The 23,189-nt window shown below is 43.0% G+C and carries 8 protein-coding genes, 1 tRNA gene and 1 pseudogene; 1 reads left to right on the top strand and 9 read right to left on the bottom strand.

The annotated features are described in order from the left end of the window. Positions 1-23: 23 nt before the first annotated feature. Positions 24-1,202 carry an alpha/beta hydrolase-fold protein gene (locus ABRZ28_RS08800; protein ID WP_319603047.1) on the bottom strand — a complete coding sequence of 393 codons (1,179 nt, stop codon included), beginning with the start codon at positions 1,200-1,202 and terminating at the stop codon, positions 24-26. A 243-nt stretch (positions 1,203-1,445) separates the two neighbouring features. Between ABRZ28_RS08800 and ABRZ28_RS08795 the strand changes: the two genes are divergently transcribed. After that, positions 1,446-1,522, top strand: a tRNA-Val gene (locus ABRZ28_RS08795). 161 nt (positions 1,523-1,683) lie between these two features. On the opposite strand, the gene dhbA is transcribed toward ABRZ28_RS08795, so the two are convergent. The 8 genes and pseudogenes from dhbA to ABRZ28_RS08755 all read right to left on the bottom strand — a co-directional run bounded on the left by dhbA (position 1,684) and on the right by ABRZ28_RS08755 (position 22,620). Beyond that, positions 1,684-2,451, bottom strand: a complete 768-nt coding sequence (dhbA, locus tag ABRZ28_RS08790; protein ID WP_330520047.1) for a 2,3-dihydro-2,3-dihydroxybenzoate dehydrogenase — start codon at positions 2,449-2,451, stop codon at positions 1,684-1,686. Between the two features lie 73 nt (positions 2,452-2,524). Further along, positions 2,525-3,157 (bottom strand): annotated as a pseudogene (locus tag ABRZ28_RS08785) (isochorismatase family protein); the annotation flags it as partial. An 11-nt stretch (positions 3,158-3,168) separates the two neighbouring features. Next, positions 3,169-4,353 carry an isochorismate synthase gene (locus ABRZ28_RS08780; RefSeq protein WP_330520046.1) on the bottom strand — a complete coding sequence of 395 codons (1,185 nt, stop codon included), beginning with the start codon at positions 4,351-4,353 and terminating at the stop codon, positions 3,169-3,171. Positions 4,354-4,841: 488 nt separating this feature from the next. Next, entirely contained in the window at positions 4,842-6,380 is a 1,539-nt protein-coding gene (locus ABRZ28_RS08775; protein ID WP_330520045.1) for an aminotransferase class V-fold PLP-dependent enzyme, read from the bottom strand. A 66-nt stretch (positions 6,381-6,446) separates the two neighbouring features. Further along, positions 6,447-8,051 (bottom strand): condensation domain-containing protein, encoded by a 1,605-nt coding sequence (locus ABRZ28_RS08770; protein ID WP_330520044.1) that lies wholly within the window; start codon positions 8,049-8,051, stop codon positions 6,447-6,449. Between the two features lie 64 nt (positions 8,052-8,115). After that, positions 8,116-12,687 (bottom strand): non-ribosomal peptide synthetase, encoded by a 4,572-nt coding sequence (locus ABRZ28_RS08765; protein ID WP_330520043.1) that lies wholly within the window; start codon positions 12,685-12,687, stop codon positions 8,116-8,118. Between the two features lie 161 nt (positions 12,688-12,848). After that, complete coding sequence (locus ABRZ28_RS08760; protein WP_330520042.1) at positions 12,849-19,604, bottom strand: non-ribosomal peptide synthetase; 6,756 nt, start codon at positions 19,602-19,604, stop codon at positions 12,849-12,851. Beyond that, complete coding sequence (locus ABRZ28_RS08755; RefSeq protein ID WP_330520041.1) at positions 19,597-22,620, bottom strand: beta-ketoacyl synthase N-terminal-like domain-containing protein; 3,024 nt, start codon at positions 22,618-22,620, stop codon at positions 19,597-19,599. The genes ABRZ28_RS08760 and ABRZ28_RS08755 overlap by 8 nt, the downstream gene beginning before the upstream one ends. Positions 22,621-23,189 lie beyond the last annotated feature (569 nt).

Raw genomic sequence — 23,189 nt, 5'->3', positions numbered from 1 at the left:
GATTTAGCGCCGCCTAAACTTTGCTATTTAAATAATTTTTGCACAAATTCGATATAGGCCGGGCGCCAGACATCCATTTCATGCCCCAGATTCGGATATTGGGTATAGCTGAAGCGTACCCCCTTCTCTTCCAGCAGGGTTTTAAGCCCGGCAATGTCTTTACCCGTGATGTTGTCGGTTTCGCCAATCACCACCGTAAAGTCGCGCAACTGCTGATTAATCTGTTGCGGGCGATCGAGCTGCGCCGATACGGCGGCATTCGGCACCGTTTCCGTCGTCACGCCGCTGAACGTCGCCAGCCAGCCGAAATGATCCAGATGGGTGATACCCGACACCAGCGCCTGATAACCGCCTTGCGACAATCCGGCCAGCGCCCTGCCGTCCGCATCCTGTCGGACATTAAAATGCTGATTAATCGTGGGAATAATGTCATGGATAAGCTCCCTGTCCGCCGCCAGCGCATTACGGGGATAGAAGACTTTACGTCTTTCCTGAGGAGGAAAATCCTCCGGCACGGCATCCGCGATATCCGTTTCAGTATCGGGGATCACGACCAGCATCGGCGCAATTTTTTTCTCCGCCAGCAGGTTATCCATAATCTGCGGGATCCGGCCCTGTACGACCGCCGATGCGCCGGTATCGCCAAAGCCGTGATAGAAATAGAGAACAGGCAATGGTTTCGATGATTCGCTATATCCCGGCGGCGTCCAGACGTACATTTGCCGCTCAGACTTAAGCGCGGCCGCATGATATGTCACTGTGCGCAAATCGCCATGAGGAACGGCGCGCACATCGAGAATGCTGCCCGGAACCAGAATCAGACTGGTATTCACCTGACGTTGCGGCTTGGTGAACGCACTGCCGGTATCAATCGAGCGAAAACCATCAACGCTGAAAAAATACTCATACAAATTAGGTTGTTGCGGCGGCAACTGGAAAGACCAGATCCCCGACTCATCTTTAGTCATGGCGTGAGAGACCAGGCTCTCCGGCGTCGCGCCGGTGAAGACGCTGACTTTATTTGCCGCCGGCGCGAACAAACGAAACGTAATGCTATTATCGGGATTTACCGCCGTCACGTACTGCTTAACCGGCACATTGGCTGTAGGAACGGCGGGAAAATCAGCAGGCAACGCAGATACGCGCAGGGATACCGCTGCGAATATCCCTGCGGCGAGTAACGATAGATTGGTTTTTTTCATTTTTATCTGTCCGCTTTAATCGGTGAGAGGGTAACGCGGTCAACGTCAGGTCAAAACCTACAACGCCGAATGCCCAATTGACCAAACATTCAGCATCTGGAAGAGTATGATATATAAAGGTCTTGCCATCCATGCCGGACAAGTCCATAATAGCGCCCATCCCAACCGCTGGGATAAAAAATAGCATTTTAATCAAAAGGTTAGTTGACGGAAGATAATTCCGTTGAGCGAAACCTACCCTGTACGACCGTAGCTCAGTTGGTTAGAGCACCACCTTGACATGGTGGGGGTCGGTGGTTCGAGTCCACTCGGTCGTACCAATTCAAGTTTTATCGGCTTTTATTACAGCTCGCCAATCCTTCTATTACGCTACAATAAATTCCCCCATATTCGATACGCTTTCAGTCTGTTTGCTGAACGCCCCCCGGCTTTTCCACTTTATTTTTATCACGATATTCAGAGACTTTGTCGCATCAGCCGCTCAGGCCGTCAGCGTTGCGCCGCCATCCACCACCAGATCCTGCATGGTGATATGGCTGGCAAGATCGGAAGCGAGAAAAATCACGGTATTGGCGATCTCTTCCGGCCGGGCAATTTTCCCCAACGGGATCCCCAGTTTGTAGAGGTGGGGAAAACCAGCGATGGTACTCCGTTCCGCGTCGTCGCTGCGCCACATGCCGCGCAGCATCGGCGTATCGGTCGAACCGGGCGACACGAGGTTACAGCGCACGCCATAGGGCGCCAGTTCCAGCCCGGCGCAGTGGGTCAGGCTGGTCAACGCCGCCTTAGAAGCGCAATAAGCCGCCATTTGCATACGCGGAACGTGGGCGGCGTTAGAACCAATAGTGACGATGGCGCCCCGGCGACGCCGTTTAAAATGCGGGAACAGCGCTTTAAAAAGGTAAAATGCCCCGGAGGCGTTGACATTGATACACTGATGCCAGTCATCGGCACTCAACGCCTCAATATCCCCCAGACGCAGGATCCCCGCTGCGTTGACCAGCACGTCGAGATCCGCTTTGGCCAACTGCCGGCGGCATATGGCTTCCACCTGTTCCATGTCGCTAATATCCAGCGTTAAACAGACATACGGGTAATCCCGGTGCTGGAACGTACGATCGAATCCAATGACTTGCGCGCCGAATGCGGCAAACCGCCGGGCAGTGCATTCGCCAATACCGCTTGCCGCGCCGGTGACCCACACGGTCTGTCCGCTAAAATCAAACCGCCGGGATTGTATTTCATTCATCACTGCCTCCTATTTACCTGTCTGCGCTAAAATAGAAAGCGCGCTTTAATCCCCTGCCTGGTTAACGTCAGGCGGATTTTGTCCCTGTTAACTCCACCGAGCGAACCACACGTCCGGCACGAGCCGCAACGTATTTCAGTGCCATCAGATGCTCCTGAAGCGAAAAATCGGCAATAGCGTCTCCCACCAGAAATGGCTTGATATCGCGCATAAAAGCATCGATCGCGGTCACCATGCAGCCGATATGCCCGTAGATACCGCAGATGATGAGCTGATCTTTGCCCGTATCTTTCATCATCGCTTCAAGAGAAGAGCGGTGAAATGCGCTATAGCGCCATTTCACCAACACGGTGTCATGTTCATCCGGCGCCAACGCGGCGACGATCCGTTGTTTTTCCGGATGATTATTCAAGCCGGCTCCCCACATGTCGTTCAGCAGCGCGCGATCGGCCGGACTTTGCTCTATGGGCTGAGCGGTATAGACCAGCGGAATTCCTCGTGCCTTACAACTGAGCCGCAACGCCGCGATATTTTCAATCAATTGTTGCACCAGCTGACTATCCGTCGCGTAAAAATTCACGAAATAATCCTGCATATCGTGAATCAGCAGCACCGCGCGCTCGGGGTCGAATGACCAGGTCACCTTATTGTCGGGAAAATCCTGGATGCACGGCATGGAATAAGACGCAATTGAAGGGATTGCCATAACAGAATCCTTTATAGAGGGTTCAGACCAAATGCGTTCAGCATCGTGTTCAATTTAGCCGCGGTTTCTGCCCATTCCTCATCGGGAAGCGAGGCTGCAACAATGCCCGCGCCGGCAAACAGGCGAGCTTTAGTGTGTTGAATGGTGCCGCAGCGAATGACAATTGCCCATTCACCATCGCCGTTGGCATCACACCAGCCGACAATCCCGCTGAACACGCCCCGATCATGCGGTTCCAGATCAGCGATCAATTGGCGCGCCTTATGCGTGGGAAAACCACACAGCGCGGGCGTGGGATGTAGTCGACAGGCTATCTGAAGCGCCGTCATCTCGGGATTAGCCAATTTACCGCTAATGGCCGTGGACAAGTGCCACATCGATGCGGTGGTCATCAATGAAGGCTCTGACGGAATGGTTAGCGAAGAGCAAAGCGGCGTCATGCGCTGGCGAACGTCATCCACCACCAGCTTATGCTCGTGCTTGTTTTTATCAGAATGCAGTAAGCCCTGTCCGTTCAGATAATCGAGGTGCGCATCACTCATTCGGCATGCCGACCCCGCCAGCGGGTTCGATACGATGCTGTTGCCCTGTTTGCACAGCAGTAATTCCGGGCTTGCGCCCAGGAGCACCTGACCACCTGGTAACGGTAGGGAAAAGTGATAGCCGCCCGCATCCTGTACCAACAGATTATTAAAGATCCTTTGCGCCGCGATAGGGTGCGAGAACTCAATTTCCAGAATGCGCGACAGCACTGCTTTACTCAACTCTCCCCGGCGAAAACGCTCGACGGCTTCCGCTACCATAAATTTGAATCGACATTCATCCGGGAGGCTAGTCACTTTTAATGCTTCAGGCACGTCATCAGTTTGCCTGCGGGCAAGCGCGATGAGTTTGGATTTCGTCGTAAAGGTACAACTATCAGGAACATAGAGACTGGAAGGTTGGCCTTTATCAAATGGGATTGCGCCAACAACGACGGGGAGCACCTGCCCTGCCTGACGAGCCCGCTGAAAAGTCTGCGCGATAGCAGGGCTGAGTATGTCCTCTTGCGAGTCGCATATGCAAGCGGGGACAGAAATGCGCTCAAATAAGCCGGAGGTAAAAAGGCAGCAATGTGCCGATGCATACAAAAACGTGGACTGTTCCGAGTAATTCAAGCCAGTAGATGTTTCCGTTTCCGTAATTAATGTATCCACAAGATTACCCCTGCGCTTACATATTAAAAGGAATGGTTATCATAATCATTATTGTTTTCATTTCAGGCGACTAAATTATACCGCACAAACATCATTGGTCAACATTTAATCAATTTAGATATTTATATAAAAAACAATCACATAATTTATCATTGAAAAATTTGTCGACCACATCACACAATAAAACCCCTTATTTATATAAATCAATTAATTAGGAATAAACGTTTCAACCAGCAATAAGCATCATTTTTCCCTTAATGCGTAAGGTGCGTCGGCTTATGCAATATTTTTATAATCATTTCTGCACGCTAACCGACCATGGATAAATCTGTCGTGTACGGAGGATGGGTTATCAACCTATGTTATCGATTGCCTGATGATCATATTTCCGCATTCGTATGCAGTCTCCTACATCATGATTAATACCTCGAAACGGCATAACAGGATGACTATCCAATTTAAAAACAAGTCCCTCCCCTCATGGCCTATCATGGTTTTTCTAAAGAATGGGCTATTTCTAATTGCTCATTTATCACATAGTTAATATCATTTCTGGTCGTTAAAGGATTTATAAGAACAGCTCTTAATAACACTAACTTCTGCGTTCCATACTTGGCAATCGGTCGAGTGGTGCGTGAGACAAACGAATTCCCTTTGGCTCTTTGCGCTTTTTGTAATAACTTATTAAACTCGTTGATATGAAAATTATCCTCATGACTTAGTTTTTTTCGCCTGTAGATTTTTGGAACATAGCGATATGTCAATATATTTATAATAGGAGATGAAGTTAGTTCAAACGAATCATTGTCGTTTATAACATCGGCCATGAATCCGGCATTCTGCATCGCCAACTTGAAGATTTCCCGATAGCCATTTCTGCCAATAATATTCAGGCAGGCATGTAAATATAATGTGTTGGCAGGTCTGGTTCCTTCCAATGTATATCTCCCCTGATCCAATGATTTTTCTCTTGCCGCATAAGGTGCATGATGAGCAATTTTCTTTGACAGCGCTGGATCTCTGAACAAGAGCAACCCACAGCCTATGGGCATCATCAGCTGTTTGTGACCATCAATGGTTACTGAGTCAGCAAGTTCTATACCCGATAAAATTTTATCTTTATATTGGCTTAGTAAAAAACCGCCTCCCCAGGCGGCATCAATATGAACATAAATATTTTTTTCCTCGCCTAATCGACATATTTCAACCAAAGGGTCGATACTTCCAAAATCGGTTGAGCCAGCAATACCGATCAGTGCAATAACGTTTTTACCACTTTCCTCGCACTCAATGATTTTATTCTTCAGATCCGCTGGGGAGATGCTGTTATCTTTATCTACCGGTAACTTTATTAAATTCAACCCTAAAATTTCGGCCGCTTTATCAAAGGAATAATGCATTAATTCAGAACCGATAACCACCTGGTCTATGTATTCTATACGGTTACCTTCCCTTGCCCTGACATTCCGACACGCCGCCCATAATGCACTTATATTTGCGAGCGTTCCGCCACTCGTAAAAATCCCCAAAGCACCCGTGAAATCTTGCGAAAAAGCATCGTAAAACGCTTGATTAAAGCCAAATAATTCTTTATGAATCAATGATAAAGACTGTCTTTCCAGGATAGTCAAACCTCTGCTGGTTTCCATTTTCACCATATTTTGATTGAGAGATTGAATAAGCCTGCCGACTTCAGGAATAAAATGGGGGACAGGACATGTCATATGACCAAGGTATCTGGCAGAAGCCAAATGAGAACTGTCCGGAACAATCTGACTTTCAAGATAATCAAAGTATGTTTTGAAAGTGACGCCAACATCCGGGATGTTGAATGAAGAATATCTATTGATTAATGCCTCCCGGTTAAAAGGCGAGCATTTATCGGTGCTTGTTAAAAAGCGTTGGATACCCTTATCTATTCGGCTTGATAAATAATCATTTGGTCCAGAAAACAACTCCCGAACAGAGGAAAATTGTTTTTCAACAAGAGTTTCATTTTCATCAGACTCACCAATTGATTCAAACATATCATCCTCACTTTATCTATTCATTGATATTCCGATCCATCAGAAGCGCTTTTTAATGATGAAAAATCAACTGTCGGATGATTTTTCATCATGAAGAGGAACGGATGAAAGAGCTTTAGTCGGATCAATATCAGGGAAAATGGACAACAAAGATGAGAGCGTATCCAGGATAAACTTAATCAAGCCGTCCCCAACTTTGTTCTTAATATATACAGCACCGATAAAAAGACCGCTTTGATTGGAATGAACAATAAATTCTATATCCGTATCAAAAGCAAATACAATATTATGTTCCATTTTGCTTTCTAACTTAATCCGTAACGCTCCCGGAAGATACTCTTGCTTTAGAATATTCTCATTAAACACCAATGACACATTAAAAAACGGATGGCTATCAGATTTACGTTTAACATTCATTTCATTAACAATCGATTCAAAAGGAACATGTTGCCATGAAAAATCCTGAGTAATCTGTTGATGCGTTTCGGACAACACATCTGAAAGTGATTGGTTAATATTAAAATCACATTTTAATACTACTGGATTAATGAAATTCCCTAGCGCATTAGCAAAATCAGAATAGAGTCGATGAGAAGTATAAGCTCCAAAAATAATGTCTCCGCCTGTTCTCGCTCTACCTAGAGCCATTTGTAATGCTAAAGAGAAAACAACAAAAAGAGTTGTATTATGTGACCGAGCGAACGTATTCAGTGCTTGCAAATGCTTTATTGGCACCTGTTGAGAGATAAAACCGCTGGTTCTATCAGAGGAATCGGCATTCAAAAATGGCAGCTCTAAGGGTTTGTAATCATTTAGCCTCTGTACCCAGTATGTCAACCCCTGGTTCAATCCTTCGTGGTACTCCCGACTATTCTCCCAGCAAGCATAGTCAAAAAAATCGACATTGATTTTATTTAAACGCTTATTTTCATATATACTCATTAATTCATTCAAAAAGATATCACAAGAAACGCCATCAAAAATCATATGATGTATTGTGAGATAAAAATAATACTCCTTTTCGGAGATCTTAACTAACATAATATAAGATAATGGACTATTGAGTATATTTATCACCCGGTTAAATTCATTTTCCTCCAATTCGCTCAAACGTAATTCTTTATCTCTATCAGGAAGTATCGATAGATCATGAAATTGAAGGGGAATATGATGAATACCTGACTGTATCAGCGGTTCTCCCATTTCACTCAAGGAAATATTGGAAGAAAAAATACGGTGTCTTTCCATCAGTTTAGAAACAGCCAGATTAAACTCCGGCAATGCTAAATCTCCGAATATATGAAAGGAAAACGGCATATTATAATTACCGGAAAAACCACTCAAAACGGATTGATTCCAAATATCTTTCTGAGCATAAGATAGCGGTATGGGATTTCCATCATACCTATATTTTGGACTATACTGAGAAGCCAACTTATTTTTCTTGCTATTTATATAAATAACCATATCAGAAAAAACCGGGTTTTGTAACAACCCACTAACATCAACCTCTGTTTCTATTTGCTCGTGAATAAAAATACTTAGTCTGATGAGCAATAGAGAATTCCCGCCTGAAGCAAAAAAATTACTACTGCCAGTTGGATAAATTGATAGTAGTTGGCGCCATATCTCAGCCAACGTCTGTTCAGTTTCATTAATAAAATCATTCATTAGGCCTTCCTGATTAATAATATTGCAACCGTTAATAGACATTACTAATTAGATAAAAACCACATCAGCCCTGAACATTACTTATTAATTTTTTTATTTTAATATTTGGGTTTTTCACTAGCTCATCCAATAAAAATATATATTTTTTCATTAGATATTCGGCATCGACATCAGAAGTCCTTGCATTGTCATACTTCATTTTAAATTGAATACTATTATTTTTTGGCCAGCATGACAGCTCATATATCAATCGAACATCATCACCGTCAATATCAAAACCAGTCATCTCACAATTACCTAAAGAAAATTCATCGTGATTGGATGGCTGCATAACGAAACAGACCTGGCAAAGCTGATTAATCCCCTCGCCAAAGCCACTTTTACCCATTTTTTCTGCTATTTTTGCAAATGATAAAGCCTGATATTTAATCATCTTCTTGTGTTCATTATTCACATCATGAATCACTTCATAAAATGATAGGTTAGAATTATACTTAGCGTGAAAGATAGGGTTGCTAATAAAACAACCCAGCATATCATGAGTTTGGATATTTTCACGTCCAAAGTTTGATGTTCCAATAAAGAAATCATCTTTGAAAAATACTGATGCAAGTGTAATTTGAAAAGCACTTAACAAAATAATAAAATGCGTTGTTTGTTGTTCTTGCACCAGTTTGTGAATCAGCTCAAATGTAGATGCCGTCACCTCGGACTGTAATGACTTTGCTATTGGCGCAGTGGAATAATCGAAAGGAATTAATGCTTCGCCTCCAGATAACTTGCTTAGCCAAAAAGCACAACTATCATCTTCATGAGCATTAATAAACGCCCTATTCCAAACCGCATAATCCCCATAACAGATACTTTTTTCATTTCGGCTTATAGGCGTTGAGCAATTCGAATTGTATAATTCCTGTAGTTCATTAAAAAAGATAGGTATCGACCATCCGTCAAAAATAGCATGATGAAAATTAAAAACCAATGCATATCCTCCTTCCTTAATTGGCAATATATGCACTCGCCACCCATATTCTTTTGATAAGTCAAAAGAATACTTCACAATTTCTTTTGTCACGTAATCCAACTCTGCTTTATCTATAGGATTTTCATAAAAAACAGGAATATCTTTCTCTAAATCTGTATGTTGGGTAATACCAGCAGAGGTTAAAGAAAAAACACAGGCCAATACGAAATGCCGGTTTCTTAGACACGCCAAAGCCTGATGGAGCATGTCAATATCCAAATTATCGTCACAATAAAAACCTAATGAGATTCTAAACCTGACTTTACCTGATGATATTTTCTCACCTAACCATATATCTTCCTGGCTAAATGATAAAGGATATTCAGTCAATTCAAGCGGACGAATGATGTTATCTGATTTTGAATTTGATGTCAGATTATTAACTATGTTGGCTTGCTCATGAAGTTTTAGATAGGTGAATAAATCAGGCAAGGACACAGTAACATCAAAGGTTTTCTGTATTTTCGCCAACAGCCTGATTAATAATAATGAATCACCGCCCAGCGCAAAAAAATTATCATCCGGATTTTCTGGCCTCTGACCCAACAACTCTCCCCACAACCCGGCCAACCGCGACTCTATGCGACTTAAGGGTCTTATCCCATTTCCCTGCTCTTCTGCCGTGTCGCCTGTCGATATAAAACGCCTTGTCTTTTCCAGTAATGCCTGCATATCCACTTTGGCATTCGCCGTTAACGGCAGCGCGTACAGTTGCAGCCAAATCCCAGGCACCATCGCCGCGCTCAACTCTGCCTTCGCGCGTCGATATAACTCGTCATTATTCAATCTCGCCTGACCCGGATACAGCAACAGCGCGGCCGTCAGACTCCCTTCATACAGATACACCAGGGCGCGTGAAATCTCCGGCCACGTTTCCAGCCTGGCCCTGACCTCCCCGGCCTCTACCCGATTGCCCCTGACCTTTAACTGACCGTCCTGCCGACCGACAAATTCAATTCGACCATCCGGATGATAAAAACCTAAATCCCCCGTTCGGTATAAGCGCTCCCCACTCTCCGGATGCGTAATAAACCGCGCTTGCGTACGCGCTTCGTCATTAAGATAGCCCCTGGCCAGTGAGATGCCGCCGCAATACATTTCACCTACCGCCCAGTCCGGAACATCCTCCAGTGACGCATTGAGTATCCTGTAGGTACAGTTCGCAATTGGACGGCCATAGGGGACACTTGACCAGCCTTCTTCCTCTGTAATCGCCTGCGCGATGTTCCACATCGTCGTTTCGGTCGGCCCGCCCACGCTGTAGAGCGCTGTTTGCTCCGAGCTCGCCCCCCTGACCCGCTCCGCCAGCGTTAACGGTATCCAATCGCCGCCCAGCAAAACGACCTGCAAGCTGGCGAAATGATATTTTTTATGGTCACTCCACGTTAACAGCATCTCCATCATCGCCGGCACGGAGACCCAGCTATTAACCCGGTGTTCATTTATTAGCGTCGACCACGCTTCCGGGTTTTTTCTCTCCGCCTCATCCGGCAGCACCAGCAGGCCGCCGCTCACCATGCCCCCTAATACATCGAATACCGACATATCATGATGTAATGCCGAAACCCCCATAATGACCAGATTATCTATCGCGCCAAACAGAACCCTGCGGCTGTAATCGATAGCATTAAGCACGCCGCGGGACTCAATCATGACCCCTTTCGGTATCCCCGTCGTACCTGAGGTGTATATCACGTAGACCAGGTCATCTTCGGCACTGCGGTATCCGGGCAAGTCCGGCGCCGCCGGCACGGCTCCTTCCGTAATTAATGCGCGCTGTTCATCCAAATCCAGCAGGCTCACACCGGCGACATCGTTCAGCCTGTGCCGGGTGCTTCCATCGACGATCACCACGGCAGGCCGGGCATCGGATAAGATAGTCCGCAATCTTTCCGCCGGCTGCTCTATGTCTAACGGCAAATACGCCGCGCCGGACGCCAGCACGCCCCAGACAGAAACGATCTGAAGACGGCTTTTCGGCAGCAAGATCGCAACAATGGCCTGGGGTGCGCCAGGCTTAAATTGTCGGCTCAAATGCCAACCCAGGCGGCTGCTTTGTTCATAGAGCGTTTGATAATCAAGTTGCCCGTCGCCGGCAATGACAGCCGTTTTGCCGGACTGATTAGGCTGGGCCAGCCGTTCTGCCAATTGTCTATACAGCGGCCGCGAATCATATTTCTTGTGGATTCCATTGCCCGGGTTACGCCTGGCCAATTGAGCTTTAGGTAAATTAAAAACGTGATTTTGTTGTAGATAATTTTCCGCATTTTCTTGTGATAAGATCAGCAGTATGGTTTTATATGTATCGAACATAGACACGACCATCTGCTCAGGGAATCTTTCTTGTACATAATCCCAATTAACAGATAATTTATTATTTGAAATATGATACTGACAGTCTAACCAAACCTGTGGCGTTTGAGACAATGAAAAAATCATATCTCCAAACCAACTTTTTTCATTTTCACTCGACTTGTTCAAACTTTCCGGAGAAGAGGTGAATACAATAGGCATCGCGCCAAATTTTGATGTCCCTGACAACTTCATTATTTCTCTTAAAATTTTTACCCCTGAAATTATCCCATACTCCATCTCTTGCCATAGTTGCTTTTGAATGCCTATTATTCTTTCTTTCAAGGAAGGATATATTGTCAAGTCCATACTAAGTAAGGTAAAGGTTGCAAACTCGCCTATCACATCATTAATTTGATGATGAATTTGCGGACGATTAAATCTTGGTATATTAAGCGTGAATTGCTTACTCGCCGACCAATAACTGAGAACCTCTGCAAACATTCCCAATAATAGCCCATTGGTGGTCACGCCCAGTGATGCCGCTATATTAAATAATTTCTTCGTTTCATCTGGGCCAAACTGATGATCAATTCGAGTAAAACATCCTTTCCCACTATATTGAGCAAGTGGTAATTTAGGCGCATCAAAAAGATCCGGGATCCTGTTTTTCCAATGAGCTAAAGCCGATTGGTATTCGCCCGTTTTTTCTTGCGCTTTCAACCAAAAAATATACTCTCTAAACGAGTATTCCAACGGCTCCAGAACAGTTTCTGGAGAAATGTACAGTTGATTTAGCTCAGAAAAAAGGATATATAAACTTCGACCATCAATACACCATATATCCAAACTAATGATCACCCGACTGATATGATTCATCTTGAAGATACAGATTGAAAACTGTGGCCAATTTGAGATATCCGCTTTTCGTTGAGCATACTGATTACGAGCTGCTAATAAGACGGTGTCTTGTTCTGAAGCTGGTAACACTGAAATATCTTCAAAAGCGATGTCATACGGCGGTATCTCAGAAAGTATTTTTTGATTACCATCGTTCAATGCGACGACCCGTAACATGTCATGCCGCCGAAGTAATCGCTGCCAGGCATTTTTAAACTTATCTAAACAAAGATCTTTCACATCAATTTCAAAGTACACATGCATCGCGCTGGTATCATTGGATAGTTCATCTTGCCTGCCAATCCAATATGCCTGCTGCATATCCGACATAGGGAAAATAATCTCAACGCTTTCCTCATGCAAGGATTCACATGAATTATCAATAGAATCAATATGTTGTACTTCACCTTTGTTTTTCATAAGATTTCCACTCTATAAAACTGATTCGTGATAAATACATCATATAAGTGATACCGTAAATTTGGGATGCCTGTATATAAATCATCTTTTTTCTGAAACTCTGCAATAACTCATTTATAAAAGTTAATTTTTATAGCGAATAGAATCCCACCCTCTCATTTTCAATCATCGGTTAGTTTTAATTCCTCAAATATATAGTCAACTAATAAATCAATAGTCGGGTAACCTATCAAAATACCGATATCAATATCGATTGATAAATTTTTCTGAATGTATATCTGATAAGCAATAATACTCATTGAATTCCCACCTTGCTCAAACATACTGATATCAGTACGCACTTTCCTTTGTAAGATATCTTGCATACCCTTGATCAATAGATTTAATATTTCTTTCCTATTTTTTTGTAATGCCAGCCTATCCATACCGGTACGTTCTTTAACATTCACTTCCAATAGTTGACTTTCAGAAGATTGGTCGTCATTCGAATTATCTTTTTTCAGTAGATTAACCGATTGAAACAACGGTAAAACGCTCAATTTTTTTTCTGGCGTATTAATAATAGCCTTTAAAACTTGAATATATGAATAAAGTAAAGCATCAATGCTCTTCTTCGTAAAAAGTCTATCAGAGTAATCAACAACCAGTTTCATACTTCTTTTATATTCAAATAAAAACATGCTAATATCAAATCTTACTTTTTTCTTTAGGTGATTATTAGGTATAAAAATTTCTAATGGAACGTCACCAAAATCAACATCGTCCGTTAAATTTTGATGAGTACAAATAACCTGAACTACCGGGTGATAAAAAGGAGTTCTTGGGTGATTTATCTGTTGTACGATCTTATTAAAAGAAAATTTTTGATGTTTGATAGATTCAGATATCGATAATATCAACCTATCAAAGTTATCAGCTAGTGATTCATCTAAATTAACCATACCTCTTAATGGAAGAATGTCACTAAAAAAATCAATAACATCATCTAATTTCTTATCATATCTCCCTGATATCCCCCCGCCTACCAGTATATCAGTTTGATTACACCAATAAGATAACGTCATCATAAAGGCACTGACAAATACGTGATATTTCCCAACTTTCCTTTCAATTGCCAATTTATTGACATCTTGGAATAGGTTATTATCCAGATCAGCACAGATTGTTGATCCGGATAAATCAATATTTTTTTCTCTCTCGTTATCCAATGGTAAATCCAGGCACTGTGGAATACCTTCCAGATGGCTATGCCAAAATTCACTTAACCGCTGAAATTCTTCTTTAAGTATTGAGCTATTATTCATGAGATCAACATAATCAATCCCCTGAAATGCTAAGGGTTCAAGCTCAACATCATTATATAATTTATTCAAATCTCTGAAAAAAACTCTGAGTGACCACCCATCCAGGATAATATGATGAGCTGATAAGATTAATATCTGTTTAACTTCATGGTTGTTGGGCGACTGTACCTTGCTGTCTAAAAGCATTATTTTTATTAAAGGAGGTGTAGTTAGATCGAACTCGTTTCCAATCAAGCGGTTATATTCAATTACTGATGACTCCATCACGTCATCACACATTTTATATTCAAGATTAATTAACCCATAGGAATTAATCATCTTTTTAGGGATATTATCTACTATGCTAAAAGATGTTCTAAAAACCTCATGCCGTTCAGCCAACCGATTGAGCGCATTTTGTAATCTTTGTGGATTGATGTCGCCCATAACAAGATACATCATGCCAAGATTGTTGGATAAATTGTGATTGCGGCTTATCTTGCTAATGTACCAGGTACCTAGCTGATTATCTGATAAGGAATGATACCCAGTTCTACCTATCGATACCCAGTTAGCATCTAAAGTAGAAGGAAGGCTTTGAATTAATTCAGCTTGTTCCGCAATCGTAGGTCGGTTAAAAATATCCACCAGCGAAAGCTCCACCTTAAAATACGTTCTCAAACGATTTTGCAAACGAGTTGCCAAAATAGAATGGCCACCAAGCATAAAGAAATTTTGGTCTCTACTGATCCCAGTATCAATTTCCAGCAATTCCTGCCAAACAGATTCAATATTTTTTTCCAGAGTAGTTTTTGGCATAATAAAATCACGACTTTCCATTGATGAGTAATGATCAGCCAACTCTTTTGAAACCGCTTTTCTGTTCACCTTCCCCCCTTGCAGTTTGGGGATCGAATCAGCCTTTAATAAAATGCTGGGCATAGAAGATCGAGGTAATTTAAAACGCAACTGATTGTAGATATGGTCTGCCGTCATATTCTTATTTGTTACAATAAGTATGCCAAGAACCTTATCTCCTCTGTGGGTCATGACGCTGGCCGAGCAAGCGGAGATAACACCTTCGCAACTCAGTACAACATCATCTATAGCTCGTAAATCAATTCTTACTCCTCGAATTTTAATTTGATCATCTGTTCTGCCTAAAATAACCAAATCGCCAAACTGATTTATAAAACCAACGTCACCTGTTTTAAACCACCGCCTATCACCTTCTTCAAAAAAATTCTGTTGCTGTTCGATAGATGAAATAGCATAGCCATTTGTAAGAATAGCCCCGCCAACATATATTTCCCCGATGAATCCATATGGCAAAATGATTCCATCTTGATTAACAACTCTTGCGAAAGTATTACTAAACAGCGTACCAACAGGTATCAGGCCAATCTCATCACCTTTAACCTCATAGGTAGTAATATCCGCACTCATTTCAGATGAGCCATAAATATTAATAAGCCTGGCCATTGGAATATATTTATTTACTCGCAATGATAAAGAGAAAGATAAGATTTCCCCACTGGAAAAAATCAATCTCAACTCTGGTAATAATGTTTTATCCCGTTCTAATTCCCCACATATTTCGGATAAAAACGTGGGCGTCAAAGTAACATTAGTAACGTTATTCGTGCGAATGAAATCAATTAGCTTCCGCGGATCTTTTCGGGTATCATCATCCGCAATAATTGACGGAACGCCCATGATTAGTGGTGTAAATAATTCTGCATAAATATCAACAAAACTAACTGATGTCTTGAGAATACACTTATCTTTTTTATTATTTGGATAGATTTTTCCGATCCAGTAAATACGATTCAACAGTCCAAATCTATGACCCTCAACAGCTTTTGAGGTTCCAGTAGAACCTGAAGTGTAAGTTAGATAGATAAGTTCCGTTTCTAACGAAGCAAAATGCCTGGTAATAATGCTTGTGTCCACTTTATCTATCAAAAAGACTCGTCCATTAGGCGGGAGATAGCCTTCCTTAGCAAGAACTAATCTTGATTGGGACTTCTCAATTAACTCGCCTATCCGTTCTCGCGAATCACTGGTATCAAGCAACAGCAGAGTACCACCCGCCTTTAGTACGGCCAATGCAGAAATGACAAGAGATATGCTATAAGGTACCAAGATACTGACCCTGTCCTTTGGCCGAACGCCTTCCCGAATAAGTTCATAGGCCAGACTGTTACTGTAGCAAGCTAAGTCAGCATAAGAATAATTAATCCCTTGATCAGTGAAAATAATTTCATCAGGACACGCCTGAACTTTCTTATCAAACAGCTCACTGATTGGTATATTTTCAAAAGAAACTGTTGGCCCGTTTATAACTGACGGCCTGTAGCCATCAGGAAATAATGACAGCGTTCGAAGAGGGGTGGATGAGTTAATACTATAAATTGTTGTCAATAAATATTGAAATGTATCTGATATCGCCAGCGCTAATCTGTCGCCCACTTTATTTTTTTCATAATTAACTTCGCATAACAGACTATTTTCAACGGGATACACCCAAAACTCTATATCAGTGCGGTGTGACCTCATCCCTCGATCGCTTCCTGCCTCCAGTTTAATACAGATATTATCTTGCTGATATTCACGCTCAAGAACATTATCATTAAAAATCAGGGCCACATCAAAAAAAGGATGCTGACCGGCTTCTCGTGCTGGATTACATCTTTCAACGACCGCCTCAAATGGAATATGCTGCCAGGAAAAATCCTGGATGATCTGTTTATGACTGTCGGATATTGTTTCAGCAATGGAACGATCGATATCGAAATCAAACCGTAGGGGTAATGCATTAATAAAGTATCCTATTGTATGGCTAAACTCATCATGAACTCTATTTGATACATATGTACCAAATACAACGTCGCCATTGGTCCTGAATCTTGCTAAAACTATTTGCAACACTACTGAAAATACGGTAAATAATGTTGTGCTATGCTTCTTAGCCAATTCTTTTAAGCGCTGCACATCTTGGTCAGAAAACTGGTGAAATATTGAACCATTTATTGCGTCATTTGAGTTTGGTGCTAAATAAGGTAATTCTAGCGGTTCAAAACCATTCATTCTGCTTTGCCAATAATCCAGTCCAGGTATTAGATTTTCTTTGTATGTCGAACTATTCACCCATTTAGCATAATCCAGATAGTCCAGTGTTAATGGAGACAACGGTTTATCCGTGTAAACATCCATAAGCTCCCGGATAAATACATCGCAAGAAACACCATCAAAAATGATATGGTGGATCGTCATGTAAAAATAATGCTCTTCGCCAGACAGCCTAGCTAAATGTAAATAAACCAATGGCGTTTTCTGCAAATCTATACTTCGCTCATATTCAATATTAGCAATATTGATTAATTTTTTCTTTTTGATGCCAAGCGGAAAATGAGAAAGATCAGAAAACTGTAAATAGACAGCGTTGGAATTGGATTTAACAAATACGTCACCACCCCCCCATTCATCGGGGACAATATTGCAGCCAAATAAACGATGTCGGTTAATAACCTGTGAAACTGCATACTCAAACTTCACCGTATCCAGTTCTCCCCGGATACTAAAGCACAGTGGGATATTGTACTTCCCCTTTGCACATGATGCATCCAACTCGATTTGAAACCACAATCCTTTTTGTGAAAAAGATAATGGAATCAAGTCTTCATCACTTATATCAGGCCGCACTATTAAATCTAAATTAGGATTAAGTTCTTTATCTTTTAAAATATCTGCTTGTTCATGTATTTTCAAATGAGTTAATAAATCGGGCAAGGACACAGTAACATCAAAGGTTTTCTGTATTTTCGCCAACAGCCTGATTAATAATAATGAATCACCGCCCAGCGCAAAAAAATTATCATCCGGATTTTCTGGCCGCTGACCCAACAACTCTCCCCACAACCCGGCCAACCGCGACTCTATGCGACTTAAGGGCCTTATCCCATTTCCCTGCTCTTCTGCCGTGTCGCCTGTCGATATAAAACGCCTTGTCTTTTCCAGTAATGCCTGCATATCCACTTTGGCATTCGTCGTCAACGGCAGCGCGTACAGTTGCAGCCAAATCCCAGGCACCATCGCCGCGCTCAACTCTGCCTTCGCGCGTCGATATAACTCGTCATTATTCAATCTCGCCTGACCCGGATACAGCAACAGCGCGGCCGTCAGACTCCCTTCATACAGATACACCAGGGCGCGTGAAATCTCCGGCCACGTTTCCAGCCTGGCCCTGACCTCCCCGGCCTCTACCCGATTGCCCCTGACCTTTAACTGACCGTCCTGCCGACCGACAAATTCAATTCGACCATCCGGATGATAAAAACCTAAATCCCCCGTTCGGTATAAGCGCTCCCCACTCTCCGGATGCGTAATAAACCGCGCTTGCGTACGCGCTTCGTCATTAAGATAGCCCCTGGCCAGTGAGATGCCGCCGCAATACATTTCACCTACCGCCCAGTCCGGAACATCCTCCAGTGACGCATTGAGTATCCTGTAGGTACAGTTCGCAATTGGACGGCCATAGGGGACACTTGACCAGCCTTCTTCCTCTGTAATCGCCTGCGCGATGTTCCACATCGTCGTTTCGGTCGGCCCGCCCACGCTGTAGAGCGCTGTTTGCTCCGAGCTCGCCCCCCTGACCCGCTCCGCCAGCGTTAACGGTATCCAATCGCCGCCCAGCAAAACGACCTGCAAGCTGGCGAAATGATATTTTTTATGGTCACTCCACGTTAACAGCATCTCCATCATCGCCGGCACGGAGACCCAGCTATTAACCCGGTGTTCATTTATTAGCGTCGACCACGCTTCCGGGTTTTTTCTCTCCGCCTCATCCGGCAGCACCAGCAGGCCGCCGCTCACCATGCCCCCTAATACATCGAATACCGACATATCATGATGTAATGCCGAAACCCCCATAATGACCAGATTATCTATCGCGCCAAACAGAACCCTGCGGCTGTAATCGATAGCATTAAGCACGCCGCGGGACTCAATCATGACCCCTTTCGGTATCCCCGTCGTACCTGAGGTGTATATCACGTAGACCAGGTCATCTTCGGCACTGCGGTATCCGGGCAAGTCCGGCGCCGCCGGCACGGCTCCTTCCGTAATTAATGCGCGCTGTTCATCCAAATCCAGCAGGCTCACACCGGCGACATCGTTCAGCCTGTGCCGGGTGCTTCCATCGACAATCACCACGGCAGGCCGGGCATCGGATAAGATAGTCCGCAATCTTTCCGCCGGCTGCTCTATGTCTAACGGCAAATACGCCGCACCGGACGCCAGCACGCCCCAGACAGAAACGATCTGAAGACGGCTTTTCGGCAGCAAGATCGCAATAATGGCCTGGGGTGCGCCAGGCTTAAATTGTCGGCTCAAATGCCAACCCAGGCGGCTGCTTTGTTCATAGAGCGTTTGATAATCAAGTTGCCCGTCGCCGGCGATGACAGCCGCTTTGCCGGACTGATTAGGCTGGGCCAGCCGTTCTGCCAATTGTCGATACAGCGGCCGCGAATCATATTTCTTGTGGATTCCATTGCCCGGGTTACGCCTGGCCAATTGAGCTTTAGGTAAGGACGCATTATTACTAGCTGATTTGTTTTTTGGATAATTAAACATTTTTTTCGCCCTCACGTAGAATTCTCCATAGCTCGTGACATAAGTTCCTGGGCGTCCGCGATGTCATAAACTCAAGCATGCCAATAGAAATATTGAGCGATTTTCGTAAATCGGCTTGTATTTGAATAGCAACCAGAGAAGTCCCGCCTAATAAGAAAAAGTCATCATCAGCGCTGATTTTTTTACACCCCAGGTTTTTTTGCCACTGAATACAGATCAAATTAAGTAAATTCTCTTGGGTTAGACTGGCAACATCTATGCTTTCGTCAGGGCGTTGCTGGAGAACGCTTGCGTTATTTTTATCACCATCACCCATGCCGGCGTCAGCATCCCGGTTAAACCAATAACTATTTTTTTGAAATGGATAGCCGGGGAATGGTACTTTGTACAGCCGTTTAGGATATAATCCAGATTCTTTAGGGACAAATCCATATTGATATAATGTTATCACTGAATTTAAAAAATGACTTATCTCATCAGATGATTCTTTAGGCGCAGCAACAAACTCTATTTTCTTTAGCTTTAATAAAGTAGCCAATGCCGATGCCGGGCCTATTTCTAAAGCAATATTAAATACGCCATCCTGCATGGCTGTTGTCAATGCATCATCAAATAACGTAGGAGAAAGCAAATGTTGAATCCAATAATCAATATTCGGCGGCGTAGTCAACACGCCTCCCGTCACCGTACTATACATTGGTAATTGCGGTGTGCGAATGTGCTCCCAGTTAAAATGATTAAGTCGTTTTCTAAATTCACAGGCGACATCGTAAAGTACCGGAGAATGAAAAGAGTGAGTTACATTTAACGTTAAACTAGCAATTCCCTCATCGGCACATTGGCGACTATATTGAGCTATCTCGCCTTTAGCGCCCGATATCACCAGGATATTTTTTGCATTATAGGCTGCAATCACTAAACCGTTGGTAAGCATTGGCATGCTTTCTTCTTCTGCAAAAACGACCAGCATCCCGCCTTTCCCTACGGGAACTATTTCAAATGACTCACCTCTTATTCTAGATAACGTTAATGCCTCTTCTAAAGACAGAGCACCAGCAATACATGCGGCGGCAATCTCACCAATACTATGCCCTATAACACAGTTGATAGATAACCCCATAGATTGCCATAACTTTGTTTTTGCATACTGAAACATAAAAATAGCGGGTTGTAGAATCGATGGTTTGCTTAAATCCCAGAAATCGGCGTTTTTCGGCCAAATATTTTTTGATAGTTCAACACCTAATATAGACTTACATTCATCAATAGCCTGTCGAAAAGCCGCGAACTCATGATATAAATAGCGTCCCATTTTTTGGGTGAAATTACCGCCTTGACCAGTGAAAAACAAGCAGTAGCCAGGTTCATCAACAATCGCTTTAGGCGGGGAAAAAAGGATGGATTCCAGGCCGTCCTCATCGGGAATAATACAAGCGGAGCGAAATTCAAAATGTTCTCTGCCTATGAGTGATGTATAGGCCACAGCAGAGGCCATTGATTTATTGCTGATAATAAAATTTTTAATTTGACGGGCTAATTGATTGACTTGCCACTCACTTTTGGCAGAAACAAACACTATCGCATTTTTTTGATGACATTTTGAATATTCTTTTTCGCTTTCAGGGGCTTCCTCAAGAAGAACATGAACATTTGTACCGCCAAATCCAAATGAACTTAATGCGGCTCTACGTGGTCTTATGCCGTTACTTGTCCAGGGGATAACCTCTTTATTAACCATAAACTGAGAAGGGTTTAACTTAATGTGCGGATTTAACACCTCAAAGTTGGCCAAGGGAGGAATTGCATTATTTTTAAACGACAAAACGATTTTAAGTAATCCCGACAACCCTGAGCATGAAGATGTGTGACCAATATTTGCTTTAACCGAACCCAATACCAGCGGATTCTCTCTATCCACTCCATAGATTCTTTTTAACGCTGTTATTTCCACCGGGTCGCCTAGCTTGGTCCCGGTACCATGCAATTCAACATAGTCAATATCATTAGGCGACAAGCCTGAACGTGTAAAAGCCGTATTGATAGCTTTGCTCTGGCCTACTATGCCTGGTGCCATGAAGTCTTGTTTTTGATTACCATCGTTATTGATACCAATGCCGCGTATCAGTCCCCAAATATGATCCTTATCCGATAGAGCATCCGGCAGGCGTTTCAACACGACTGAAACCACAGCGCTGCCTACAACAATTCCACTTGCTTTTTCGTCTAAAGGCCGGCATATCCCATCTTGAGAATACATAAGACCGGGCTGATATAAATATCCATTTCCTTCAATTTCTAATCTGGCAGCTGAAACTAAAGCAACATCACAATGGTTAAGTTGTAGATTTTGATACGCAACAGACAGCGCTGACAACCCTGTAGAGCAGGCGGTTTGAATATTTAATACGGGGCCAGTAAATCCTAGTTTGTACGCAATCCAGTTAGCCAGGAAATCCTGACCATTTTGTGTAAAAATTTCCAGAAGCTGGGGGGAATCAATGCTTCCTGCTAAAAAATCCGGTATTAATTTATTAAGTAGATATTCTGAAAAATCTTTTCCAGAAAAAACCCCGACATTATAATTTTTCCCCAATTTTCCTGGGGAATAACCTGCGTTTTCTATCGCATGCCAGACAGACTCAAGAACTTTCCGGTTTTGAGGATCAAAAACTTTCGCCATTTGTGGACTAATGCAAAAAAAATCGGCATCAAAACAATCAACGTCATCAATTTTTATCGTTTTAGGTACATAATTAGGGTTATTTATTAACTTTCCATTAACTCCGGCTTTAATCAACGCCTCACGAGTAAGTGCAGTACTCAGCTCTCTTCCATTGATTAAGTGGTGCCAAAACTGCTCTAAATCAATCGACTGAGGAAATACACCATCAATGCCTACAATTGCAATTGTCGTTTCTTGAGCAGAATTTCCCATAATACAGTCACCCTTATGATCTACATAAAAAAGTAAATGAAGAGTAGTGCTAGCTAAGATCAAGCAATTAAATTCAAGCAATAAGGTCTCACTCAGGAGTGAGGCGTCGTCATATGATTGCACCCCGGCTGGAAATATCGCATTAGCCTATCTGCCAGAAACGATGGGGGTAATTTTGGGTATATCAGGTAGATATCCATCGTAATTCATTGTTATGCCAACGTCTTTATAACTATCAACGTCGCGGCCGTGATGGATATACAATCGATATACGGCTCATCGATCATTCCCTATATGCAAATAGCATCAAAATATCCGCAGTTTTGTGACCAACCCCACACATATGATAATACAACTCAAAATAAAAACGATAACGATTCGCATTGACAATGGTATATAGGTTACCTAAGATAATCAACATGCTTTAATTAACATTGTTTTTTTCTATCAAAAAAACGGTGCGCTTTTGCAGCGGACGGTGCGGTAGCTTTGTAGCTTGAAAACTGAAGATTTGCATAAGAGATTGATGTCTAAGAAAAGTAATCACTCGAAAAGTTAGCTGATAAAGATATAAAAAAAGAAGCTGTTCAGTCCGGGAGTTTCCTGCTGATTCAGGGTGACGGTCGTAAAAATTGTTTCTTACCGCCAAT

The sequence above is a fragment of the Brenneria sp. g21c3 genome, from assembly GCF_040240345.1.
Lineage (GTDB): Bacteria > Pseudomonadota > Gammaproteobacteria > Enterobacterales > Enterobacteriaceae > Brenneria.
This window is presented reverse-complemented; position numbering and strand designations above follow the sequence as displayed.

Bases quoted from the DNA above. Each gene is read 5' to 3' on its own strand.
- ABRZ28_RS08775 (WP_330520045.1), bottom strand. From the start codon at position 6,380: ATGTTTGAATCAATTGGTGAGTCTGATGAAAATGAAACTCTTGTTGAA.
- ABRZ28_RS08800 (WP_319603047.1), bottom strand. From the start codon at position 1,202: ATGAAAAAAACCAATCTATCGTTACTCGCCGCAGGGATATTCGCAGCG.
- ABRZ28_RS08760 (WP_330520042.1), bottom strand. From the start codon at position 19,604: ATGTTTAATTATCCAAAAAACAAATCAGCTAGTAATAATGCGTCCTTA.
- dhbA (WP_330520047.1), bottom strand. From the start codon at position 2,451: ATGAATGAAATACAATCCCGGCGGTTTGATTTTAGCGGACAGACCGTG.
- ABRZ28_RS08765 (WP_330520043.1), bottom strand. From the start codon at position 12,687: ATGAAAAACAAAGGTGAAGTACAACATATTGATTCTATTGATAATTCA.
- ABRZ28_RS08770 (WP_330520044.1), bottom strand. From the start codon at position 8,051: ATGAATGATTTTATTAATGAAACTGAACAGACGTTGGCTGAGATATGG.